The sequence below is a fragment of the Streptomyces sp. NBC_00984 genome (assembly GCF_045162475.1).
Taxonomy (GTDB): Bacteria; Actinomycetota; Actinomycetes; order Streptomycetales; family Streptomycetaceae; genus Streptomyces.
Genome location: NZ_CP108734.1, coordinates 2,741,206 through 2,757,793 on the forward strand (window position 1 = coordinate 2,741,206; position 16,588 = coordinate 2,757,793).

Genomic DNA, 16,588 nt, shown 5'->3' on the forward strand with positions numbered 1-16,588 from the left:
CGGTCATTCCGGCTGTCTGGTGGGGTCCGGCCGCGCCTCAGCGTTGGCACGCGGCCGCGATGATCAGCAAAAGGAAGAGAATTCCCGCCACTTGGAGGCAGCCGAGGCCGCCTTCCGGGTTTTTCCGGTTGGCCTCCACATGGCCACCGGCGGGAATTCCCGGATGCTGCTTGGTGTAGTGCTCCAGTTGGCGTTGCGCACCCTCGGACTCGGCGAGCCACGGCGTCTTGAATCCGCATTCGCCGCACCAGAATCGGTAGGCCATGTCAACTCCTCATGAGTCGTAGCAGGAGAAAGCCATGAGAGGCGATCAGGTCCGATGCAGTGCCGGGTCCGGCCCCATGGACGCCATCTGCTTCCCGGGTGCCCGGCGGGGTGCGCCGCCCCGTGTCGGCGCACCGGCCGGGCACCACTGATCGTGCTGTTCGCGCCATTCCGCGAACAGGACAGCCGACCGGCCATATATGACCGGTCGTCACCGGTAGGGTCGTCGCGACCGCGCTCGGTGGTGGAGGGATGTCGAAGTGGCGGATCAGCTCGGCACCTTGTTGCGTCGGCTGCGTAATCGGTCGGGGCTGACTCAGGAGCAGCTGGAGGCACGGTCCGGGGTGAGCGTGCGTACGATCCGCAGACTGGAGAACGGCAGATCCAGCGATCACCGGCTGGGTACGGTGAACCTGCTGGCGGACGCGCTGGAGGCCGGGCCCGAGGACCGTCAGCGACTCGCCGCCACGCTCACGAAGCCGAAGGCCGAACCGGCCGGCGAACCCGCGCCCGTACCCGAATCCGCGCCCGCTGCCGCGCCCACGCCCGTACCTGCGCAGAATGCCGCGCAGAATGCCGCGCAGAATTCCACAAAGAATCCCGGGACAGATGCCCGTCCCGCCCCCGCCGCCTCACCCGTTCACGCCGAACTTGTCACCGCCGCCACCGAATTGGCCCGGGAAATCAGGCGCCGTTGGCAGCGCGAGGAGGAACACCGCCGGGTGCACGATCCTTTTCCGCTTCCGGTGCGCTGGCAGGACGCCCCCGAATCGCTGACCGACCATTCGGAGAACATTCAGCGTCTGCCGCCGGGAGCGACGCCGGACCGAATGGACCTGAGCGGCGATCTGGGCAGCGTGGCCGAGGTCTACCAGCGGATCGGGTCCGGGCGGCTCGTGGTCCTCGGCCGGGCCGGATCCGGCAAGTCGATCCTGACGATCAGGTTCGTCCTGGACCAGTTGGAGGCCCGGGAGCCGCACGACCGGGTGCCGGTGATCTTCAGCATCGGCTCCTGGGATCCCACGGGCGTCGCGCTGCGGGACTGGCTGATCGACCGGCTGGTGCGCGACCACCCGCATCTCACCCGCAGGGCGCCCGACGGGTCGACGCTGGCGGCCGGCCTGGTCGACACGGATCTCGTACTGCCGGTCCTGGACGGGTTCGACGAGATCGCGGAAGGTCTGCGGAGTACGGCCCTGGAGGTGCTCAACTCCACCTCGCTCCCGCTCGTCCTGACCAGCCGGCGCGGCGAGTTCACCGAGGCCGTCCAGGAGGCCGGTGCCCCACTGGTCTGGGCCGCCGGTCTCGAACTGACCGATCTCACCCTCGACGACCTCGCCGCCTACCTGCCCCGGACGGCCCGGCCGGTCCCCCGCGGCGACGGCGGGAGCGCGGCCGTCTGGACCCCCGTACTGGACCGGCTGCGCGCCCGTGAGAGCGGGGCGGCCACCCCCCTGGCCAGGGTCCTGAACACACCACTCATGATCATCCTGGCGCGGACGATGTACAGCGAGGCACCCGGCAGAAATCCGGCGGAGCTGCTGGACACCGAGCGCTTCCCCGACGAGAACTCCCTCGAAGAACATCTGCTGGCGGGCTTCGTGCCGACGGTCTACCGGCGCCGCGTCGCCGAGCGGAGCGCCACCCGTCGCCGGGAGCGGCACCGCGATCCGGAGCACGCCGAGCGCTGGCTCGGCCATCTCGCCCACCATCTGGCCCGGCTCGACGGCGACCAGCAGGACCTGGCATGGTGGCGGATCGGTGATTCGCTGCGGCTGTCCACGCGGCTGCTCTCGGTGGTGGTGTCCTCGGCGCTCTGCGTCGCGCTCGCCGTGTGGTTCGTCAATCTGGTCAACCTGCCGTTCCCGGTCGGCGAGGCCCTCCTGTTGGGGGGTTCGATGGGGACGGTCGCCGGTCTCGCCTTCGGATGCGTCCACGCGATCCTGGTCCGGTTCGGCACCACGGCCTTCGAACCCGCCCATGTGCGGCTGCGGCTGCCCGGCGCGGGCACCGGCGTCGGTCGCAGACCGGTGCGTACGTTCGCCGCCCGATTCGGCGCCGTTCTGCCGGGCGGATTCGTGATGGGCGTCGGATGTGCCTGTGCCCTCGCCCTCCAGCGCCGGCTGTACTACGGAATCCCGCTCGCGAACGAGCCGGTGATCAAGGGCACGCTCATCAACATGCTGGTCTTCGGCCTGATCTTCGGCGCGGGTGCCGGACTCGTCTTCGGGATCATGGCCGTGCTCGAAGCGCCGCTGGACGTCGCATCCGCGGCCACCCCGGCCGGCCTGCTGGCCTCGAACCGCGCGACGGTGGTCCGGCAGGTTCTCGTACTGGTACCGATGCTCACCCTGGTGATCGCGGTCGGCGGGCACCTGATCACCGACGTGCTCGACGGAATCCTCGGACCGCTGATCTGGAACGCGTCGGACGGGCTCGTCATCGGTGCCATCGGCGGGCTCGGCGGCACGTGCTCGTACGCGCTCTCGTTCACCGCCTGGGGACGCTGGCTGGTCCTGTCGCGGGTCTGGCTGCCCCTGACCGGCAAGCTGCCGTGGGACACGGTGGCCTTCCTGGACGACGCCTACCGCCGGGGCGTCCTGCGCCAGACCGGCGCGGTGTACCAGTTCCGCCACATCCGGCTCCAGCACCACCTCGCCCGCTCGTACCGCGAGCACCAGAGCAAGTACGCACCGGCCACCTTCGGCTCCGGCACATAGGGCCGGTCCGGCCATGATCCGCCGGACAGGCCCTGGCCGCGCCGTCCGGTCTCAGTCCTTCCGCGCCCGCCACTCCGGGGCCAGCACCGACCAGATCTCCGAGTCGTGCCGCTCACCCCGGTACAGGTAGTTCTCGCGCAGCACCCCGTCACGCGTCATGCCGAGCCGCTCGGCCACGGCGATGCTGGCGGTGTTCGCGGCGGACGCGTCCCACTCCACGCGGTGCATGCCGCGCTCGTACACCGCCCAGTCGATCAGCTTCCGGGACGCCCGGGTGATCAGGCCGCGCCCCTCGCCCGCCGGCTCCAGCCAGCAGCCGATCTCGCAGTTCCCCGACTCCGCGTCGAAGATCCGGAACAGGACGCCGCCGACGAGCTTGCCCTCCAGCCAGATGCCGTAGATCCGCCCGGTGTCCGCCGCCTGCTTGTCCGCGTACCGCCGCAGCAGCGCACGCGCAGAGTCCAGGTCGGTGGCGAAGGAGGCGAAGGGGATCCACGGGTCGATGAGCTCCCGGGCGCGGTCCATGTGGTCCAGGAACTCCTGGGCCTGCCAGATCTCCAGCGGACGCAGTTCCGCTCCGTCGTCACCCAGGGATACCGCGAACATCATGCTCCTTCTCGAACCGATTCCACCGCTTGCGCGGTCTGCGCCACCTCCGCGGGTTGCGCTGCCTGCGGGATCTTCGCATGCGACAGGCCGGATCCGGATTCGGGAGGCTCGATGCTGATCCGCGGCAGCAGCCGGTCCAGCCGGCGCGGCAGCCACCAGTTCGCCCCGCCCAGCAGGTGCATCAGCGCGGGGACCAGCAGCGTACGGAGGACGAAGGCGTCCAGCATGACGGCCGCGGCGAGCGCGATGCCGAACATGGCGATGACCCGGTCCCCGCTGAGGACGAACGCGAGGAAGACCGAGATCATGATCACGGCCGCGGAGTTGATCACCCGGCCGGTCTCGGCGAGGCCCACCCGGACGGCCCGCCGGTTGTCACCCGTCTCCAGCCACTCCTCGTACATCCGCCCCACCAGGAACACCTGGTAGTCCATGGACAGTCCGAAGAGCACGGACACCATGATCACCGGAAGGAACGGTTCGATGGGCCCCGAGCTGCCCAGCCCCAGCAGTTCGCTCCCCCACCCCCACTGGAAGATCGCGACGACGACCCCGAACGATGAGGCGACGGCGGCCACATTCATCACCGCGGCCTTCAGCGGAATGCCGATCGACCGGAAGGCCAGCAGCAGGAGCAGACAGCCGAGCCCTATGACCACGCCGACGAAGAGCGGGAGTTTGCCGATGATGATCCGGGCGAAGTCGTCGTAGCTGGCGGTCATTCCCCCGACATGGGCCCGGAGCGAGGTGTTCTGCTCGGCCTGCGGCAGGACGTCCGTACGCAGCCGGTCGACGAGCGCGCTGGTCTCCTGGGACTGCGGCGACGACTTCGGTACGACGGTGACGAAGGCCGTATCGCCGCCGCTGTTGTACGTGACCGGGCCGACCGAGGCCACGCCCTCGGTCGACCGCAGCGTGGCGGGCAGGCCGTCCATCGCGAGCCGGTCGTCCGCGCCGTCCAGCTGGGCGGCGATCGTCAGCGGCCCGTTGACGCCGGGGCCGAATCCGTCGGCCAGCAGGTCGTACGCCTGCCGGGTGGTCGACGAGGAGGGGTTGTTGCCCTGGTCGGAGGTGCCCAGATGCAGGGAGAAGGTGGGCAGCGCCAGTACCAGCATCACCACGGCGGCCAGCACCCCGAGCAGCTTGGGGTGGCGTTCGACGAAGGCGGACCAGCGTGCGGCGAAGCCCGTGGGAGATTCGGGCCGAGGGCCGTGCTCGGCGAGCTGTCTGCGCTCGCGCCGGCTCAGCGCCCGCGTGCCGATGAAGGACAGCAGGGCGGGGAGCAGGGTCACGGAGGCGGCCACGGTCAGGATGACCGTGAGCGAGGCGGCGATCGCCACACCGTTGAGGAAGCCGAGCCGCAGGATCAGCATGCCGAGCAGCGCGATGCAGACGGTGGCCCCGGCGAAGACGACGGCGCGGCCGGTCGTCGCGACGGCGTTCTGCGCGGCCTCGGTGACCGACAGGCCCTGGCGCAGCCCTCTGCGATGTCGGGTGACGATGAACAGCGCGTAGTCGATGCCGACGCCGAGCCCGATCAGCATGCCCAGCATGGGTGCGAAGTCGGCGACGGTCATCACATGGCCGAGCAGCACGGTGCCCGCGTAGGCGGTGCCGACGGAGACGAGCGCGGTGGCGATGGGCAGCATGCTGGCGGCGAGCGAGCCGAAGGCGAGGAACAGGACGACCGCCGCGACGAGGACCCCGACGGCCTCGCTGAGGTGGGCGGAGGGCGCTTCGGTGAGGGCGACGGCGGGGCCGCCCAGTTCCACCTGGAGATGGTCTCCGGCGGCCGCCTTGGCGGTGTCGACGACGGCCCTGGCCTGCTGCACCGGGATGTCGTCGATCTGCTGGTCGAAGGTGATCGTGGCGTAGGCGGTGTGTCCGTCGCCGCTGATCTGTGCGGTGCCGGACGCCCCGTACGGTCCGGTGACCGCGCCGACCCCGGGCAGTTCCTCGACCGCGTGCAGGGTCCGGGTCATCGTCTGCCGGACGTCGGCGGCCCGCACGGTCGAGTCGGAGGTGTGCCAGACGATGGTGTCGGTGTCACCGCCGAGATCCGTGAAGCCGCTCCTGAGGAGCTCGGCGGCCCGGCCGGACTCCGTGCCGGGCACCTCGTAGTCGTTGGAGTAGGCGGAACCCGCGAAGCCCGCCGCGGTGGCCGCGCCGCCGAGGGCGAACAGCCAGACGAGGACGGCAATGAGTCGGTGCCTGATGCACCAGCGGGCAATGGCAACCAACGGACGTGCTCCCTGATGGTTCGTGGTCCTTTGCCGGTATAAAGCATGAATTACCCGCAAAGAACACATGACCTGAGAACCGTCACTCTGGCAGCCGAACGTGATCCTTTGTCCCTTTCGTGGCCTTACTCACAGCGGCCTCCGGAATGCGGCTTGCGGCGGGGCGCCGCGCCGTACGACGGTCCACGGCGCCCCACCGCCCGGACCCGGGTCAGCCCGAGACGCTCGCCCGGCCGTTCTCGATGTGCCCCATCAGCCGGCGCCGGAAGGCGGCGTCCCCGTCGACGGTGACGTCCAGGTCGTACCAGCCGTGCGCGTCGGCCGCCGAGTGCACCACGGTGCGGCTGCGCCCCGGCTTGACCTTGACGGTCCTGGTCCAGTCCCGCAGGTCCGCCTCGTCGACGTATCCCAGCGGCCGCACGGTGAAGGTGAGCGTCGTCCGCCCCGTGTTGCGCAGCGTGAGGTGGAGATCGCGCTCATGGGCGTCGACCCGCGACGCGACCTCGGCCGGGGCACCGTCCTTCGCGGACCCGGCGAACTCGCGGCGGAAGCCGTTCGGCCCCGTCACCGTGAACCGGTACGCCGCCCCGGTGACCGGCACCGTCCACTGCGCCGTGCCCTTCACGTCCCGGTGCTGCGGTGCGGGGAACTCGCCCGCGTACGGATACAGCGCGAAGTGCGCCGACGAGCGCCCCGTGTTGCTGAGGGCCACCCGCACCGCGCCGTCCACCAGCTTCGCCTGCGCGTCCGGCTGGTACGGCAGCGCGCGGGCCGGGCGCGCGCCCGGCTCCTGCACGGGCATGTGCTGGACGAGCGGCGGCTTCGGCGACCAGCGGCCGCTGAACGGCGGAATGGCGCCCGGCTGCTCCACCTCGGGCCGGCGACGCCCGCGCGAGAAGTCGAAGGCGGAGGTCAGGTCGCCGGTGACGGTGCGCCGCCAGTCGCCGATGTTCGGTTCCTTCACCCCGGTCCAGCGCTCCAGGAAGCGGATCACGGAGGTGTGGTCGAAGACCTCGGAGCAGACGTAGCCGCCGATGGTCCACGGCGACACGACCAGCATCGGCACCCGCATGCCGAGACCGGTGGGCTTGCCCTCCCACTGCTCCTCGGTCACCTCGGGCGGGGCGACCGGCGGCGGCACGTGGTCGAAGAAGCCGTCGTTCTCGTCGTAGTTGATGATGACGGCGGTGTGTCGCCACACGTCGGGGTGCTTGCCCAGCGCGTCCAGGACCTTGTAGACGATCGTCGCGCTGTGGATCGGCGAGGAGACGCTCGGGTGCTCCGAGTCGACGGCGGAGGGCACCAGGTAGGAGACCTCCGGCAGCGTGCCCGCCGCCACGTCCTTGGCGAACTCGTCGGCCAGCGTTCCGGTCTCCACCCGGCGCAACGCCCGCTCGAAGAGGCTGCGTTCCGCCTTGTCCAGGGTGGCGACGCCCTCCTCCAGCAGGCCGAACAGCCGCTCCCGCCCGGCTGCGTCCGCGTCCCGCACGGCGGAGTAGAACGACTCCATGTACGTGTGCCCGCCGGTCTTCGCCAGCGCCTTGCGGGCGACGGCCTTGAAGGTGGCGAAGAACTCGATCTGGTTGTCGGTGAAGTTCTCCCACTCGGTGTACGTGCGCCAGCTGCGTCCGGCCTTCTCCAGCCGCTCCGCGTAGGTGCCCCAGTCGTAGCCCGGGTGGGTGCCCTCGTCGTACGCGTCGTTGCCGACGGCCCGCTTGCCGTTCGGCTCGTTGCCCGTCTTCCCGCTCCACAGGTGGTTGCGGTTGGGGCTGGTCGAGGAGTGGATGGAGGAGTGGTAGGCGTCGCAGACCGTGAAGGTGTCGGCCAGTTCGTAGTGCAGCGGGATGTCGCGGCGGTCGTAGTACGCCATGGTGGCCGCCGTCTTCGCGGTCACCCAGCCGTTCATCCACCCGCCGGCCCACGCCTTGCCGCCGCCGCTCCAGGAGTGGTCGAGCGCACCGATGTACTGGAGGTCCTTCTTCTGCGTCTCGGCGGCGCCGCGCACCGGGAACGGCAGCACGGAGGTGCCCAGCGGCGCGGGCTGCTCGAAGACCGGCTTGCCCGAGGGCAGCTCGACGGCGTTGCGGTCACCGAAGCCGCGTACGCCCCGGAGCGTCCCGAAGTAGTGGTCGAAGGAACGGTTCTCCTGCATCAGGATCACCACGTGCTTGATGGCTCCGAGCCCGTCACGGCCTCCGGACCCCGCCGAGTGCGCCGGCTGCGCGGCTATCGCGGCCTGCAGCGAAGGCGGCAGCAGCGACCCCGCCGCTGCGGCGCCGAGCGCACCGCCGCCGAGCGCGAAGAGCCGTCGCCGTGAAATGTCCGTGGTCAAGTTGAGCCTCCCGAGTCCTGTCGTACAGCCGGGAAGCTAATGAAGCCGGGTGGCGCGGGGAAGGATTTCGTACGGCTTCGCGGTGAACGTCCAACAGGTCGTACGGGAAAGTCCAACCGTGCACCCGGCCCCGGTTCCGGCGGCGGGATTCGGCAGCGGCGGCGAGGGGCGGGAGGGGGCCCGGCCGACGTTGACCACGCAACCACCGGCGCGGCAATCTTAGGCACCGTCAATTACCTTTAATGGGGGAACAGTTGAACAGCGCGTCGCACCACATCGGGCCGGACTCCGCGCCGGACAGATACCGCCTGCTCAATTCCATCGGACGGGGTGGCGAGGCCGTCCTCTACCGGGCCGAGATCGAGCTCGACGGAGCACCCGAGACCGTGGTCGTGAAGGTCCTGGACTCCAAGACCACGATCACGATCGAGCAGTTCCAGCGGCTCAGCTCGAAGTGGCAGGAACAGGCGGAGCTGCTGCGGTTCGTGAACCGGCCCGGCGTCGTCGGCGTGCGCGAGCACTTCGAAGGGCCCCCGATCCACGGCCACGGCGATGCCTCGACCGCCGCCGGGCGGGCCCTCGTGCTCGTCATGAACCATGTAGAGGGTCTCGATCTGCGTGACTGGCGGGCCGAGCGGACGCTCGCCACGCATGCGGAGCGCCGGGAGGCGCTGCGGGCGCTGGAACAGATCGCGGACGTCCTGGACTGGCTGCACTCGGGACGCGCGACCCCCTCCGGCCGTTCCGTCGTGCACGGTGACCTGTCGCCCGGCAATGTGATGGTCGACGAGCACGGCCAGGCCACGCTGGTCGACTTCGGGCTGAGCAAACTGACCGCCGACCATCAGACGGCGGAGGTCTGGTTCACCCCGGGTTTCGCGGCGCCGGAGGTCTTCGAGGGCAAGCGGACGCCGAACACCGACCGGTACGCCTTCGGTGCGATCGCCTACTTCATGCTGAGCGGCCAGGCCCCGCCGGGCAGCCCCGAGCAGCTCCGGGCGGCGCTGCTCACCGTCCCCCAGGTGGCGGCGGCGGCGCCGGACCGGATCGAGCGGATCCTCCGGGTCTGCGCGGCCGACCCGGACCGGCGGCCGGAGAGCCTGTCGGAGTGGGTGAAGGACGTCCGCTCGGCGGTGGTGTCGACCACGGTGACCGGCTCCGCCTCTTCGTCGGTGCGCGACGCCGTACCGGGCGCGGGGGCAGGGGGCGCCGTACGGGACGCGGGCAGGCCGGTCTCCGTACCGCCGCCGCCTCTCCAGCCGCCTCCCGGCGCGCCGCCCGTCGTGCCGCCCGTCGTGCCGCCCGTCGTGCCGCCCGGGGGGATGCCCGGCTCTCCGCCATCGGTGGCCGGCGAGGACGTCCAGCCGGTCTTCCCGCCGCCGATCACCGCCTCCGCCGATCCGGGCGTACCGACGCCCACGACGGTGAACCCCGGACCGACGACGGCGTCCTACACGGCACCGGGCGGCCTGCCGGAGCAGGGGCCGGAGACCGGGCAACAGCTGTACGCCTCCCAGTCCCCGCAGCCTCCGCATTCTCCGCAGCCCCCGCAGTCCTCCCAGCCCCCGCAGAAGAAGAAGCGGAAGGTGCTGAGAATCGTGCTGCCGACCGTCGCCGTGCTGGGCGTGGCCGTGCTGGGCGTGGTCGCCGCGCAGAACCTGTGGTCGGACCGGAAGGGTGACGACAGCGCGAAGGGGGGTTCGACGGCACAGCCGGTCAAGTCCGGCGCGGAAACACCGGCAAAGGACTCCGCCGACTCGGCGGGCCCCGAGCAGAGCACCGATCCGAGCCAGGAGGCCGACCCCGGGGAAGTGGCCGCCGCCGACAGCGCTTCGCTCACCACCTTGGACATCGTCGCCAAGGGCGAGTACGCCACCCTCGCCGTCGGCAGCGGCACCGTGGAGAACAAGCGGTACGACACGGCGTTGGTGCCCGACGGCGGGGACGCCGAATGCAGCGGCGCCGCGGAGTACAACCTGAGTCGTGTCTGGACGACCCTGTCCCTGGTCCTGGGAATCGACGACTCGTCGGAGAACAAGGCGGCCAGGGTCGACATCGAGGTGGACGGCAAGTCGCTCTACAGCGGGCAGGTGCTGCTCGGAGAGCCGCGCACCCTGAACCTGGACGTCAAGAACGGTCTGCGACTGCGCATCTCCTACTCCGACACCGTCGAGGACGGCTGCGACATGGGCTACCTGGTCCTGGGGTCGCCCACGCTCAAGAAGGAGTAGGCGGTCGTCGCGGAGACGATCCCGGCGGTGACCGTGTTCCGCGGACGCTCCGGACGACTGGCGGACTCTCCGGATGGCTGAAGGGGCGGTGCACCCACGGTCGTGGGTGCACCGCCCCTTCAGGGACCTGCCTCGGCCGCCCGCGTACGGACGGGCCCTGCGGGATCAGCCCTCGACGCCGAGCTTCTCCAGGATCAGCTCACGCACCCGGGCGGCGTCCGCCTGGCCCCGGGTGGCCTTCATGACCGCGCCGACGAGCGCGCCCGCCGCCGCGACCTTGCCGCCGCGGATCTTGTCCGCGATGGCCGCGTTGGCCGCGATGGCCTCGTCGACGGCCGTGGACAGCGCGCCCTCGTCGGAGACGACCTTCAGGCCGCGCTTCTCGACGACGGTGTCCGGGTCGCCCTCGCCCGCGAGGACGCCCTCGATGACCTGGCGGGCCAGCTTGTCGTTGAGGTCGCCCGAGGTGACGAGCTCGGCCACCCTGGCGACCTGCACCGGGGTGATCGGCAGCTCGTCGAGGCCGCGGCCGGTCTCGTTGGCGTTACGGGCCAGCTCGCCCATCCACCACTTGCGGGCCTGGTCCGAAGGGGCGCCCGCGTCGGTCGTGGCGACGATCAGGTCGACCGCGCCGGCGTTGAGGATGGACTGCATGTCGTGCTCGGAGACACCCCACTCCTCCTTGAGCCGCGCCCGGCGCAGCCGCGGCAGCTCGGGGAGGCCCTTGCGCAGTTCCTCGACCCACTCGCGGGCCGGGGCGACCGGTACCAGGTCGGGCTCGGGGAAGTAGCGGTAGTCCTCGGCGTTGTCCTTGATGCGGCCGGCCGTGGTCGAGCCGTCCTCCTCGTGGAAGTGCCGGGTCTCCTGCACGATCGTGCCGCCGGAGGACAGCACGGCCGCGTGCCGCTGGATCTCGAAGCGGGCGGCACGCTCGACGGAACGCAGCGAGTTCACGTTCTTCGTCTCGGAGCGCGTACCGAACGTCTCGGTGCCGTTGGGGCGCAGCGACAGGTTGACGTCGCAGCGCATCTGGCCCATCTCCATGCGGGCCTCGGAGACGCCGAGGGCCTTGATGAGCTCGCGGAGCTCGGCGACGTACGCCTTGGCCACCTCGGGGGCGCGTGCGCCCGCGCCCTCGATCGGCTTGGTGACGATCTCGATGAGCGGGATACCCGCGCGGTTGTAGTCGAGCAGGGAGTGGGACGCGCCGTGGATACGGCCGGTGGCACCGCCGACGTGGGTCGACTTGCCGGTGTCCTCCTCCATGTGGGCGCGCTCGATCTGCACCCGGAAGATCTCCCCGTCCTCCAGCTGGACGTCCAGATAGCCGTTGTAGGCGATCGGCTCGTCGTACTGGGAGGTCTGGAAGTTCTTCGGCATGTCCGGATAGAAGTAGTTCTTCCGGGCGAAGCGGCACCACTCGGCGATCTCGCAGTTCAGCGCGAGACCGATCTTGATGGCGGACTCGACGCCGATCTCGTTGACGACCGGCAGGGCGCCGGGCAGGCCGAGACAGACCGGGCAGGTCTGGGAGTTGGCGTCCTGCTTGAGCTCGGTGGAGCAGCCGCAGAACATCTTGGTCTTGGTGCCGAGCTCGACATGGACCTCCAGGCCCATGACGGGGTCGTAGGACGCGAGCGCGTCCTCGTACGACACCAGGTCGATGACAGTCACGGTGAAACTTCCCTCTCAGCCCAGCAGAACGTCGTCATCGCCGAGGCGCTTGAGCTCGCGCAGCAGCAGGGCGACACCGGTGGCGATGGCGGCGGCGGAGACAACGGCGTCGATCAGTCGGAGCGTGTCGTGCTCATGGCGTGCCTTCTTGGCCTGCTTGAGCACGCCGACCGCCCCGAAGGCGGTGGTGCCGATGGACAGGTACGTACCGGTCTTGGACTTCTTGAAGCCCTTGGCCTTGGTCAGTGCGCTCACAACGACGGAGCCTCCTCCAGCAGCGGGTGACCCCACTTTTCCACGAAGGCGGCCTCGACGGCGGCTCCGACCTTGTAGAGACGGTCGTCCTTCATGGCGGGGGCGATGATCTGCAGCCCGACCGGCAGGCCGTCCTCGGGTGCCAGGCCGCAGGGCAGCGACATGGCGGAGTTGCCCGCGAGGTTGGTCGGGATGGTGCACAGGTCCGCGAGGTACATCGCCATCGGGTCGTCGGCGCGCTCGCCGATCGGGAAGGCGGTGGTGGGCGTCGTCGGGGAGACGATGACGTCCACCTGCTCGAAGGCCTTCTCGAAGTCCTGCGTGATCAGGGTGCGGACCTTCTGCGCCGAGCCGTAGTACGCGTCGTAGTAGCCGGAGCTGAGTGCGTACGTACCGAGGATGACGCGGCGCTTGACCTCGTCGCCGAAGCCGGCCTCGCGGGTGAGCGCGGTGACGTCCTCGGCGGACCTCGTGCCGTCGTCACCGACGCGCAGCCCGTAACGCATGGCGTCGAAGCGGGCCAGGTTGGAGGAGCACTCGGACGGCGCGATCAGGTAGTACGCCGACAGGGCCAGGTCGAAGGACGGGCAGTCCAGCTCGACGATCGTGGCGCCGAGCGACTTCAGCAGCTCGACCGACTCGTTGAAGCGCTGGACGACTCCGGCCTGGTAGCCCTCACCGGAGAACTGCTTGACGACACCGACGCGCATGCCCTCGACGCTGCCGTTGCGCGCGGCCTCGACGACCGGCGGGACCGGGGCGTCGATGGACGTCGAGTCCATCGGGTCGTACCCGGCGATCGCCTCGTGCAGCAGGGCCGCGTCCAGGACGGTACGGGCGCAGGGCCCGCCCTGGTCCAGGGAGCTGGAGAAGGCCACCATGCCGTAGCGGGAGACGCCGCCGTAGGTGGGCTTGACGCCGACGGTGCCGGTGACGGCGGCGGGCTGGCGGATGGAGCCGCCGGTGTCCGTGCCGATGGCGAGCGGGGCCTCGTACGACGCGAGCGCGGCGGACGAGCCGCCGCCGGAGCCGCCCGGGATGCGGGTGAGGTCCCACGGGTTGCCGGTCGGGCCGTAGGCGCTGTTCTCGGTGGAGGACCCCATGGCGAACTCGTCCATGTTGGTCTTGCCGAGGATGACGACGTCGGCGGCCTTCAGCCGCTTGGTGAGGGTCGCGTCGTACGGCGGGATCCAGCCTTCGAGGATCTTGGAACCGACGGTGGTCGGCATGTCCTCGGTGGTGAAGATGTCCTTGAGCGCGAGCGGGACGCCGGCCAGCGGGCCGAGCTTCTCGCCGGCCGCCTTCTTCGCGTCGACGGCGCGGGCCTGCGCGAGCGCGCCCTCGCGGTCGACGTGCAGGAAGGCGTGGACCTTCTCGTCGACCGCGTCGATCCTGGCCAGGTGGGCCTCGGTGACCTGGACCGCCGTGAGTTCGCCGGAGGCGATCTTCGCGGCGATCTCGGCGGCGGTGAGCTTGATGATGGTGCTGTTGTCCGTCATGGCTGTTAGTCCTCCCCCAGGATCTGCGGCACCTTGAAACGCTGCTGCTCCTGGGCCGGGGCGCCGGAGAGCGCCTGCTCGGGGGTGAGCGACGGACGGACCTCGTCCGCGCGCATGACGTTGGTCAGCGGCAGCGGGTGGGAGGTCGGCGGTACGTCTTGGTCGGCGACCTCGGAGACGCGGGCGACCGCGCCGATGATGTCGTCGAGCTGACCGGCGAAGTGATCGAGCTCTTCGCCCTTCAGCTCCAGACGCGCCAGCCGGGCGAGGTGGGCGACCTCCTCGCGCGTGATGCCAGGCATGCAGCGATCCTCAGGGGTTGGTGTGTGGTTTTGGCCCAATCCTATGGTGTCGCCCGCCACCGCTCCCGCCACCCGGGCGAACGCCCTGGTCGGACGAGGATTTCCGGCTGCTCGGGCCGTTCCCGGCCCTGGGTCGCCCCTGGGTCGTCCCTCGCGTCCGAGGACGGAGAGGCCACCGGGCGCGGGGCCGGTGGCCTCTTTGGCTCAAGTCGTCGCGGGCCGCGAATCGACCGCCCGGCCGGGCGGCCGCTGCTCCAGCTCCGGTGGTGTACGGGCCGCTGCCGCGGCGGCGGCTGCCGCGGCCGCCAGCTCGGCCGGCCGCCGCCAGCCGTGCTCGCCCCGTGCCCGGAGCCAGGCCGTGGTCTCCTGCGGCGGCATCGCGGCGGCGACCAGCCACCCCTGCACCGCGTCGCAGCGCAGATCCCGCAGCCGCTCCCAGGTCTCGTCGTCCTCGACCCCTTCCGCGACGACCAGCAGGCCGAGCGAGTGGGCCAGGTCGATCGTGCAGCGGACGATCTCCGCGTCCTCGTTGTCCACGGCCAGCCGGGCCACGAACGAGCGGTCGATCTTCAGCTCGCTGACCGGCAGCCGCCGCAGATGGACGAGCGAGGAGTACCCCGTACCGAAGTCGTCGAGGGACATCTTCACGCCGTGCCCGGTCAGTCCGGCGAGCGTGTCGGCGGCGCGCTGCGGATCCTCCAGCAGCACGTGTTCCGTTATTTCCAGCTGGAGTGCCCCGGCCGGGACGCCGTGCCGGGCGAGGCGGGCCGCGACACCGCCCGCGAACCCGGGGGTGTGGACGTCGCGCGGGGATACGTTGACCGCGACCGGGACGAACAGGCCCTGTGCCCGCCACCGGGCGACCTGGGCCAGCGCCGTCTCCAGGACGTACTCCGTGAGGTGCGGCATGAGGCCGGACGACTCGGCGATGGCGATGAACTCGTCCGGGGGGACCCTGCCGCGTTCCGGATGCACCCAGCGCACCAGGGCTTCGAGGCCGGCCACCTGGCCGTCGAAGCGGACCTTCGGCTGGTAGTGGAGCTCGACCTCGCCGGCGTCCAGCGCGCGGCGCAGATCGCCCAGCAGCCCGAGCCGGTCCGGAGTGTTGCTGTCCCGCTTCGACTCGTAGACCTCGACGCCCGTACGGTCGCGCTTGGCCTGGTACATCGCCACGTCCGCGCGCCTGAGCAGCCCTTCGGCGTCCAGCGCGTGGTCGGGGTAGACGGCGACTCCGGCGCTGGCCTCCAGCACCAGGGTCAGACCGTCGAGGTCCAGCGGGGAGGACAGCTCGGCGACGAGGTGGCGGGCGACCCGCTGGGCGCTGGTGGTGGAGTCGGCGGTCGGCAGGAGCACCGCGAACTCGTCGCCGCCGAGCCGCGCGGCCTCCGCCCCCCGGGGCAGTGCGAGTCTGAGACGTTCCGCTATCTGCAACAGCAGCCGGTCCCCCGCCAGATGGCCGAGGGTGTCGTTGACCGCGCGGAACCGGTCGAGGTCGATCAGGACCAGAGCGGATCGCGCACCGACGGATTCGGCGTCCTCCAGAGCCGTCCAGGTGCGCTCCAGCAGCCACTGCCGGTTGGGCAGTCCGGTCAACGGATCGCGCAGCTGCTCCTCGGCCCGCGCCCGTGCGATCCAGAGGGCGGAGTCCAGGGCGATCAGCGGGACCGCGAAGAGCGGCAGGAGCAGGGGGGTGGCCATCGCGACGACGCAGATCAGCGGTGCGATGGCGAGCAGGGCGACCGCGACGAGGCCCTGGCGCAGCAGGGCGGTGCGGGCGATGGTCGGCAGCCCGCCGCCCTGGGGTGCCCGTGCGTACCACAGCAGGACCCGGGTGACCAGGAGGTAGGTGGAGGCGGCCAGGAGGACCTCCGGGACGGCGGCGATGCCCCAGTCGAGTGGCTGCCAGGGTGACTCGACGGTCTGCACCTCGCCGAACGCGGCGAGCACCAGGGCCGCCGCGCCTATCCCCAGGATGTCCACCGCGCCGTGCAGGAGCCCCTGCCACCAGCGGTGTCTGCGGGCGACGCCGACGAGGACCACGACGACCAGACTGACCAGTCCGGCGGGCACCCAGCCGTAGAGCATCAGCACGGCCAGGGTGAGGGAGGCCCCGGAACCGGTCCCTCCCCACCAGCGGTCGCGTCCGAGCGCGACGAGATGACCGACGATGATCCCGGTCAGGACGGCGAGCGACCAGCCGGCTCTGCCGTCGGGGAAGAGCGCGTGTCCTTCGCTCACGGTCCGGTAGAAACCGGTCGCGATCTGGACAACGGCGATCGCGATGACAACGGCACCCACTTTTGGCGTGAGGCCGACGAAACCTTGCAGCCGCGACACCGGTGCGGCGCTCTCGGTCGGTTTCATTCCGTCCCTCTCACAGCCGGCGGTGCCGATGTCACCTGATGGTTCCGTTCCATGCCGCCACGACCCGGTTTCCCACCCCGCGGCCGGGCACGGCAGGT

The 16,588-nt window shown here is 70.7% G+C and carries 11 protein-coding genes; 2 read left to right on the forward strand and 9 right to left on the reverse strand.

From position 1 onward, the window contains the following. Positions 1 to 37: 37 nt before the first annotated feature. Positions 38 to 265 carry a hypothetical protein gene (locus OG520_RS11810; RefSeq protein WP_399334483.1) on the reverse strand — a complete coding sequence of 76 codons (228 nt, stop codon included), beginning with the start codon at positions 263 to 265 and terminating at the stop codon, positions 38 to 40. A 259-nt stretch (positions 266 to 524) separates the two neighbouring features. On the opposite strand from OG520_RS11810, the gene OG520_RS11815 reads away from it, so the two are divergent. Next, entirely contained in the window at positions 525 to 2,984 is a 2,460-nt protein-coding gene (locus tag OG520_RS11815) for a helix-turn-helix domain-containing protein (RefSeq protein ID WP_406013141.1), read from the forward strand. A 51-nt stretch (positions 2,985 to 3,035) separates the two neighbouring features. Here OG520_RS11815 and OG520_RS11820 read toward each other — a convergent pair whose 3' ends face one another. The 3 genes from OG520_RS11820 to OG520_RS11830 form a co-directional block, all read right to left on the reverse strand. Next, positions 3,036 to 3,590 carry a GNAT family N-acetyltransferase gene (locus OG520_RS11820; protein ID WP_406013142.1) on the reverse strand — a complete coding sequence of 185 codons (555 nt, stop codon included), beginning with the start codon at positions 3,588 to 3,590 and terminating at the stop codon, positions 3,036 to 3,038. After that, on the reverse strand, positions 3,590 to 5,833 hold the full coding sequence (locus OG520_RS11825; RefSeq protein ID WP_406013143.1) for an MMPL family transporter: 2,244 nt from the start codon (positions 5,831 to 5,833) through the stop codon (positions 3,590 to 3,592). Before OG520_RS11825 ends, OG520_RS11820 begins: the two co-directional genes overlap by 1 nt. A 211-nt stretch (positions 5,834 to 6,044) precedes the next feature. Next, positions 6,045 to 8,165 (reverse strand): phosphocholine-specific phospholipase C, encoded by a 2,121-nt coding sequence (locus OG520_RS11830; protein WP_399334478.1) that lies wholly within the window; start codon positions 8,163 to 8,165, stop codon positions 6,045 to 6,047. A gap of 242 nt (positions 8,166 to 8,407) precedes the next feature. Between OG520_RS11830 and OG520_RS11835 the strand changes: the two genes are divergently transcribed. Further along, on the forward strand, positions 8,408 to 10,396 hold the full coding sequence (locus OG520_RS11835) for a protein kinase domain-containing protein (RefSeq protein ID WP_406013144.1): 1,989 nt from the start codon (positions 8,408 to 8,410) through the stop codon (positions 10,394 to 10,396). A gap of 165 nt (positions 10,397 to 10,561) precedes the next feature. On the opposite strand, the gene gatB is transcribed toward OG520_RS11835, so the two are convergent. From gatB to OG520_RS11860, 5 genes are all read right to left on the reverse strand, one after another. Further along, positions 10,562 to 12,070 carry an Asp-tRNA(Asn)/Glu-tRNA(Gln) amidotransferase subunit GatB gene (gatB, locus tag OG520_RS11840; RefSeq protein ID WP_266426874.1) on the reverse strand — a complete coding sequence of 503 codons (1,509 nt, stop codon included), beginning with the start codon at positions 12,068 to 12,070 and terminating at the stop codon, positions 10,562 to 10,564. Positions 12,071 to 12,085: 15 nt separating this feature from the next. Next, positions 12,086 to 12,325 (reverse strand): hypothetical protein, encoded by a 240-nt coding sequence (locus OG520_RS11845; protein ID WP_072486848.1) that lies wholly within the window; start codon positions 12,323 to 12,325, stop codon positions 12,086 to 12,088. Further along, positions 12,322 to 13,824: an Asp-tRNA(Asn)/Glu-tRNA(Gln) amidotransferase subunit GatA gene (gatA, locus tag OG520_RS11850; protein WP_406013145.1), complete on the reverse strand. Its 1,503-nt coding sequence runs from the start codon at positions 13,822 to 13,824 to the stop codon at positions 12,322 to 12,324. The genes OG520_RS11845 and gatA overlap by 4 nt, the downstream gene beginning before the upstream one ends. Before the next feature lie 5 nt (positions 13,825 to 13,829). Then, a complete protein-coding gene (gene gatC / locus OG520_RS11855; protein ID WP_015036350.1) occupies positions 13,830 to 14,126 on the reverse strand; it encodes an Asp-tRNA(Asn)/Glu-tRNA(Gln) amidotransferase subunit GatC in 297 nt (98 codons plus the stop codon). Between the two features lie 204 nt (positions 14,127 to 14,330). Beyond that, complete coding sequence (locus OG520_RS11860) at positions 14,331 to 16,490, reverse strand: putative bifunctional diguanylate cyclase/phosphodiesterase (RefSeq protein WP_406013146.1); 2,160 nt, start codon at positions 16,488 to 16,490, stop codon at positions 14,331 to 14,333. Between the last annotated feature and the right edge of the window lie 98 nt (positions 16,491 to 16,588).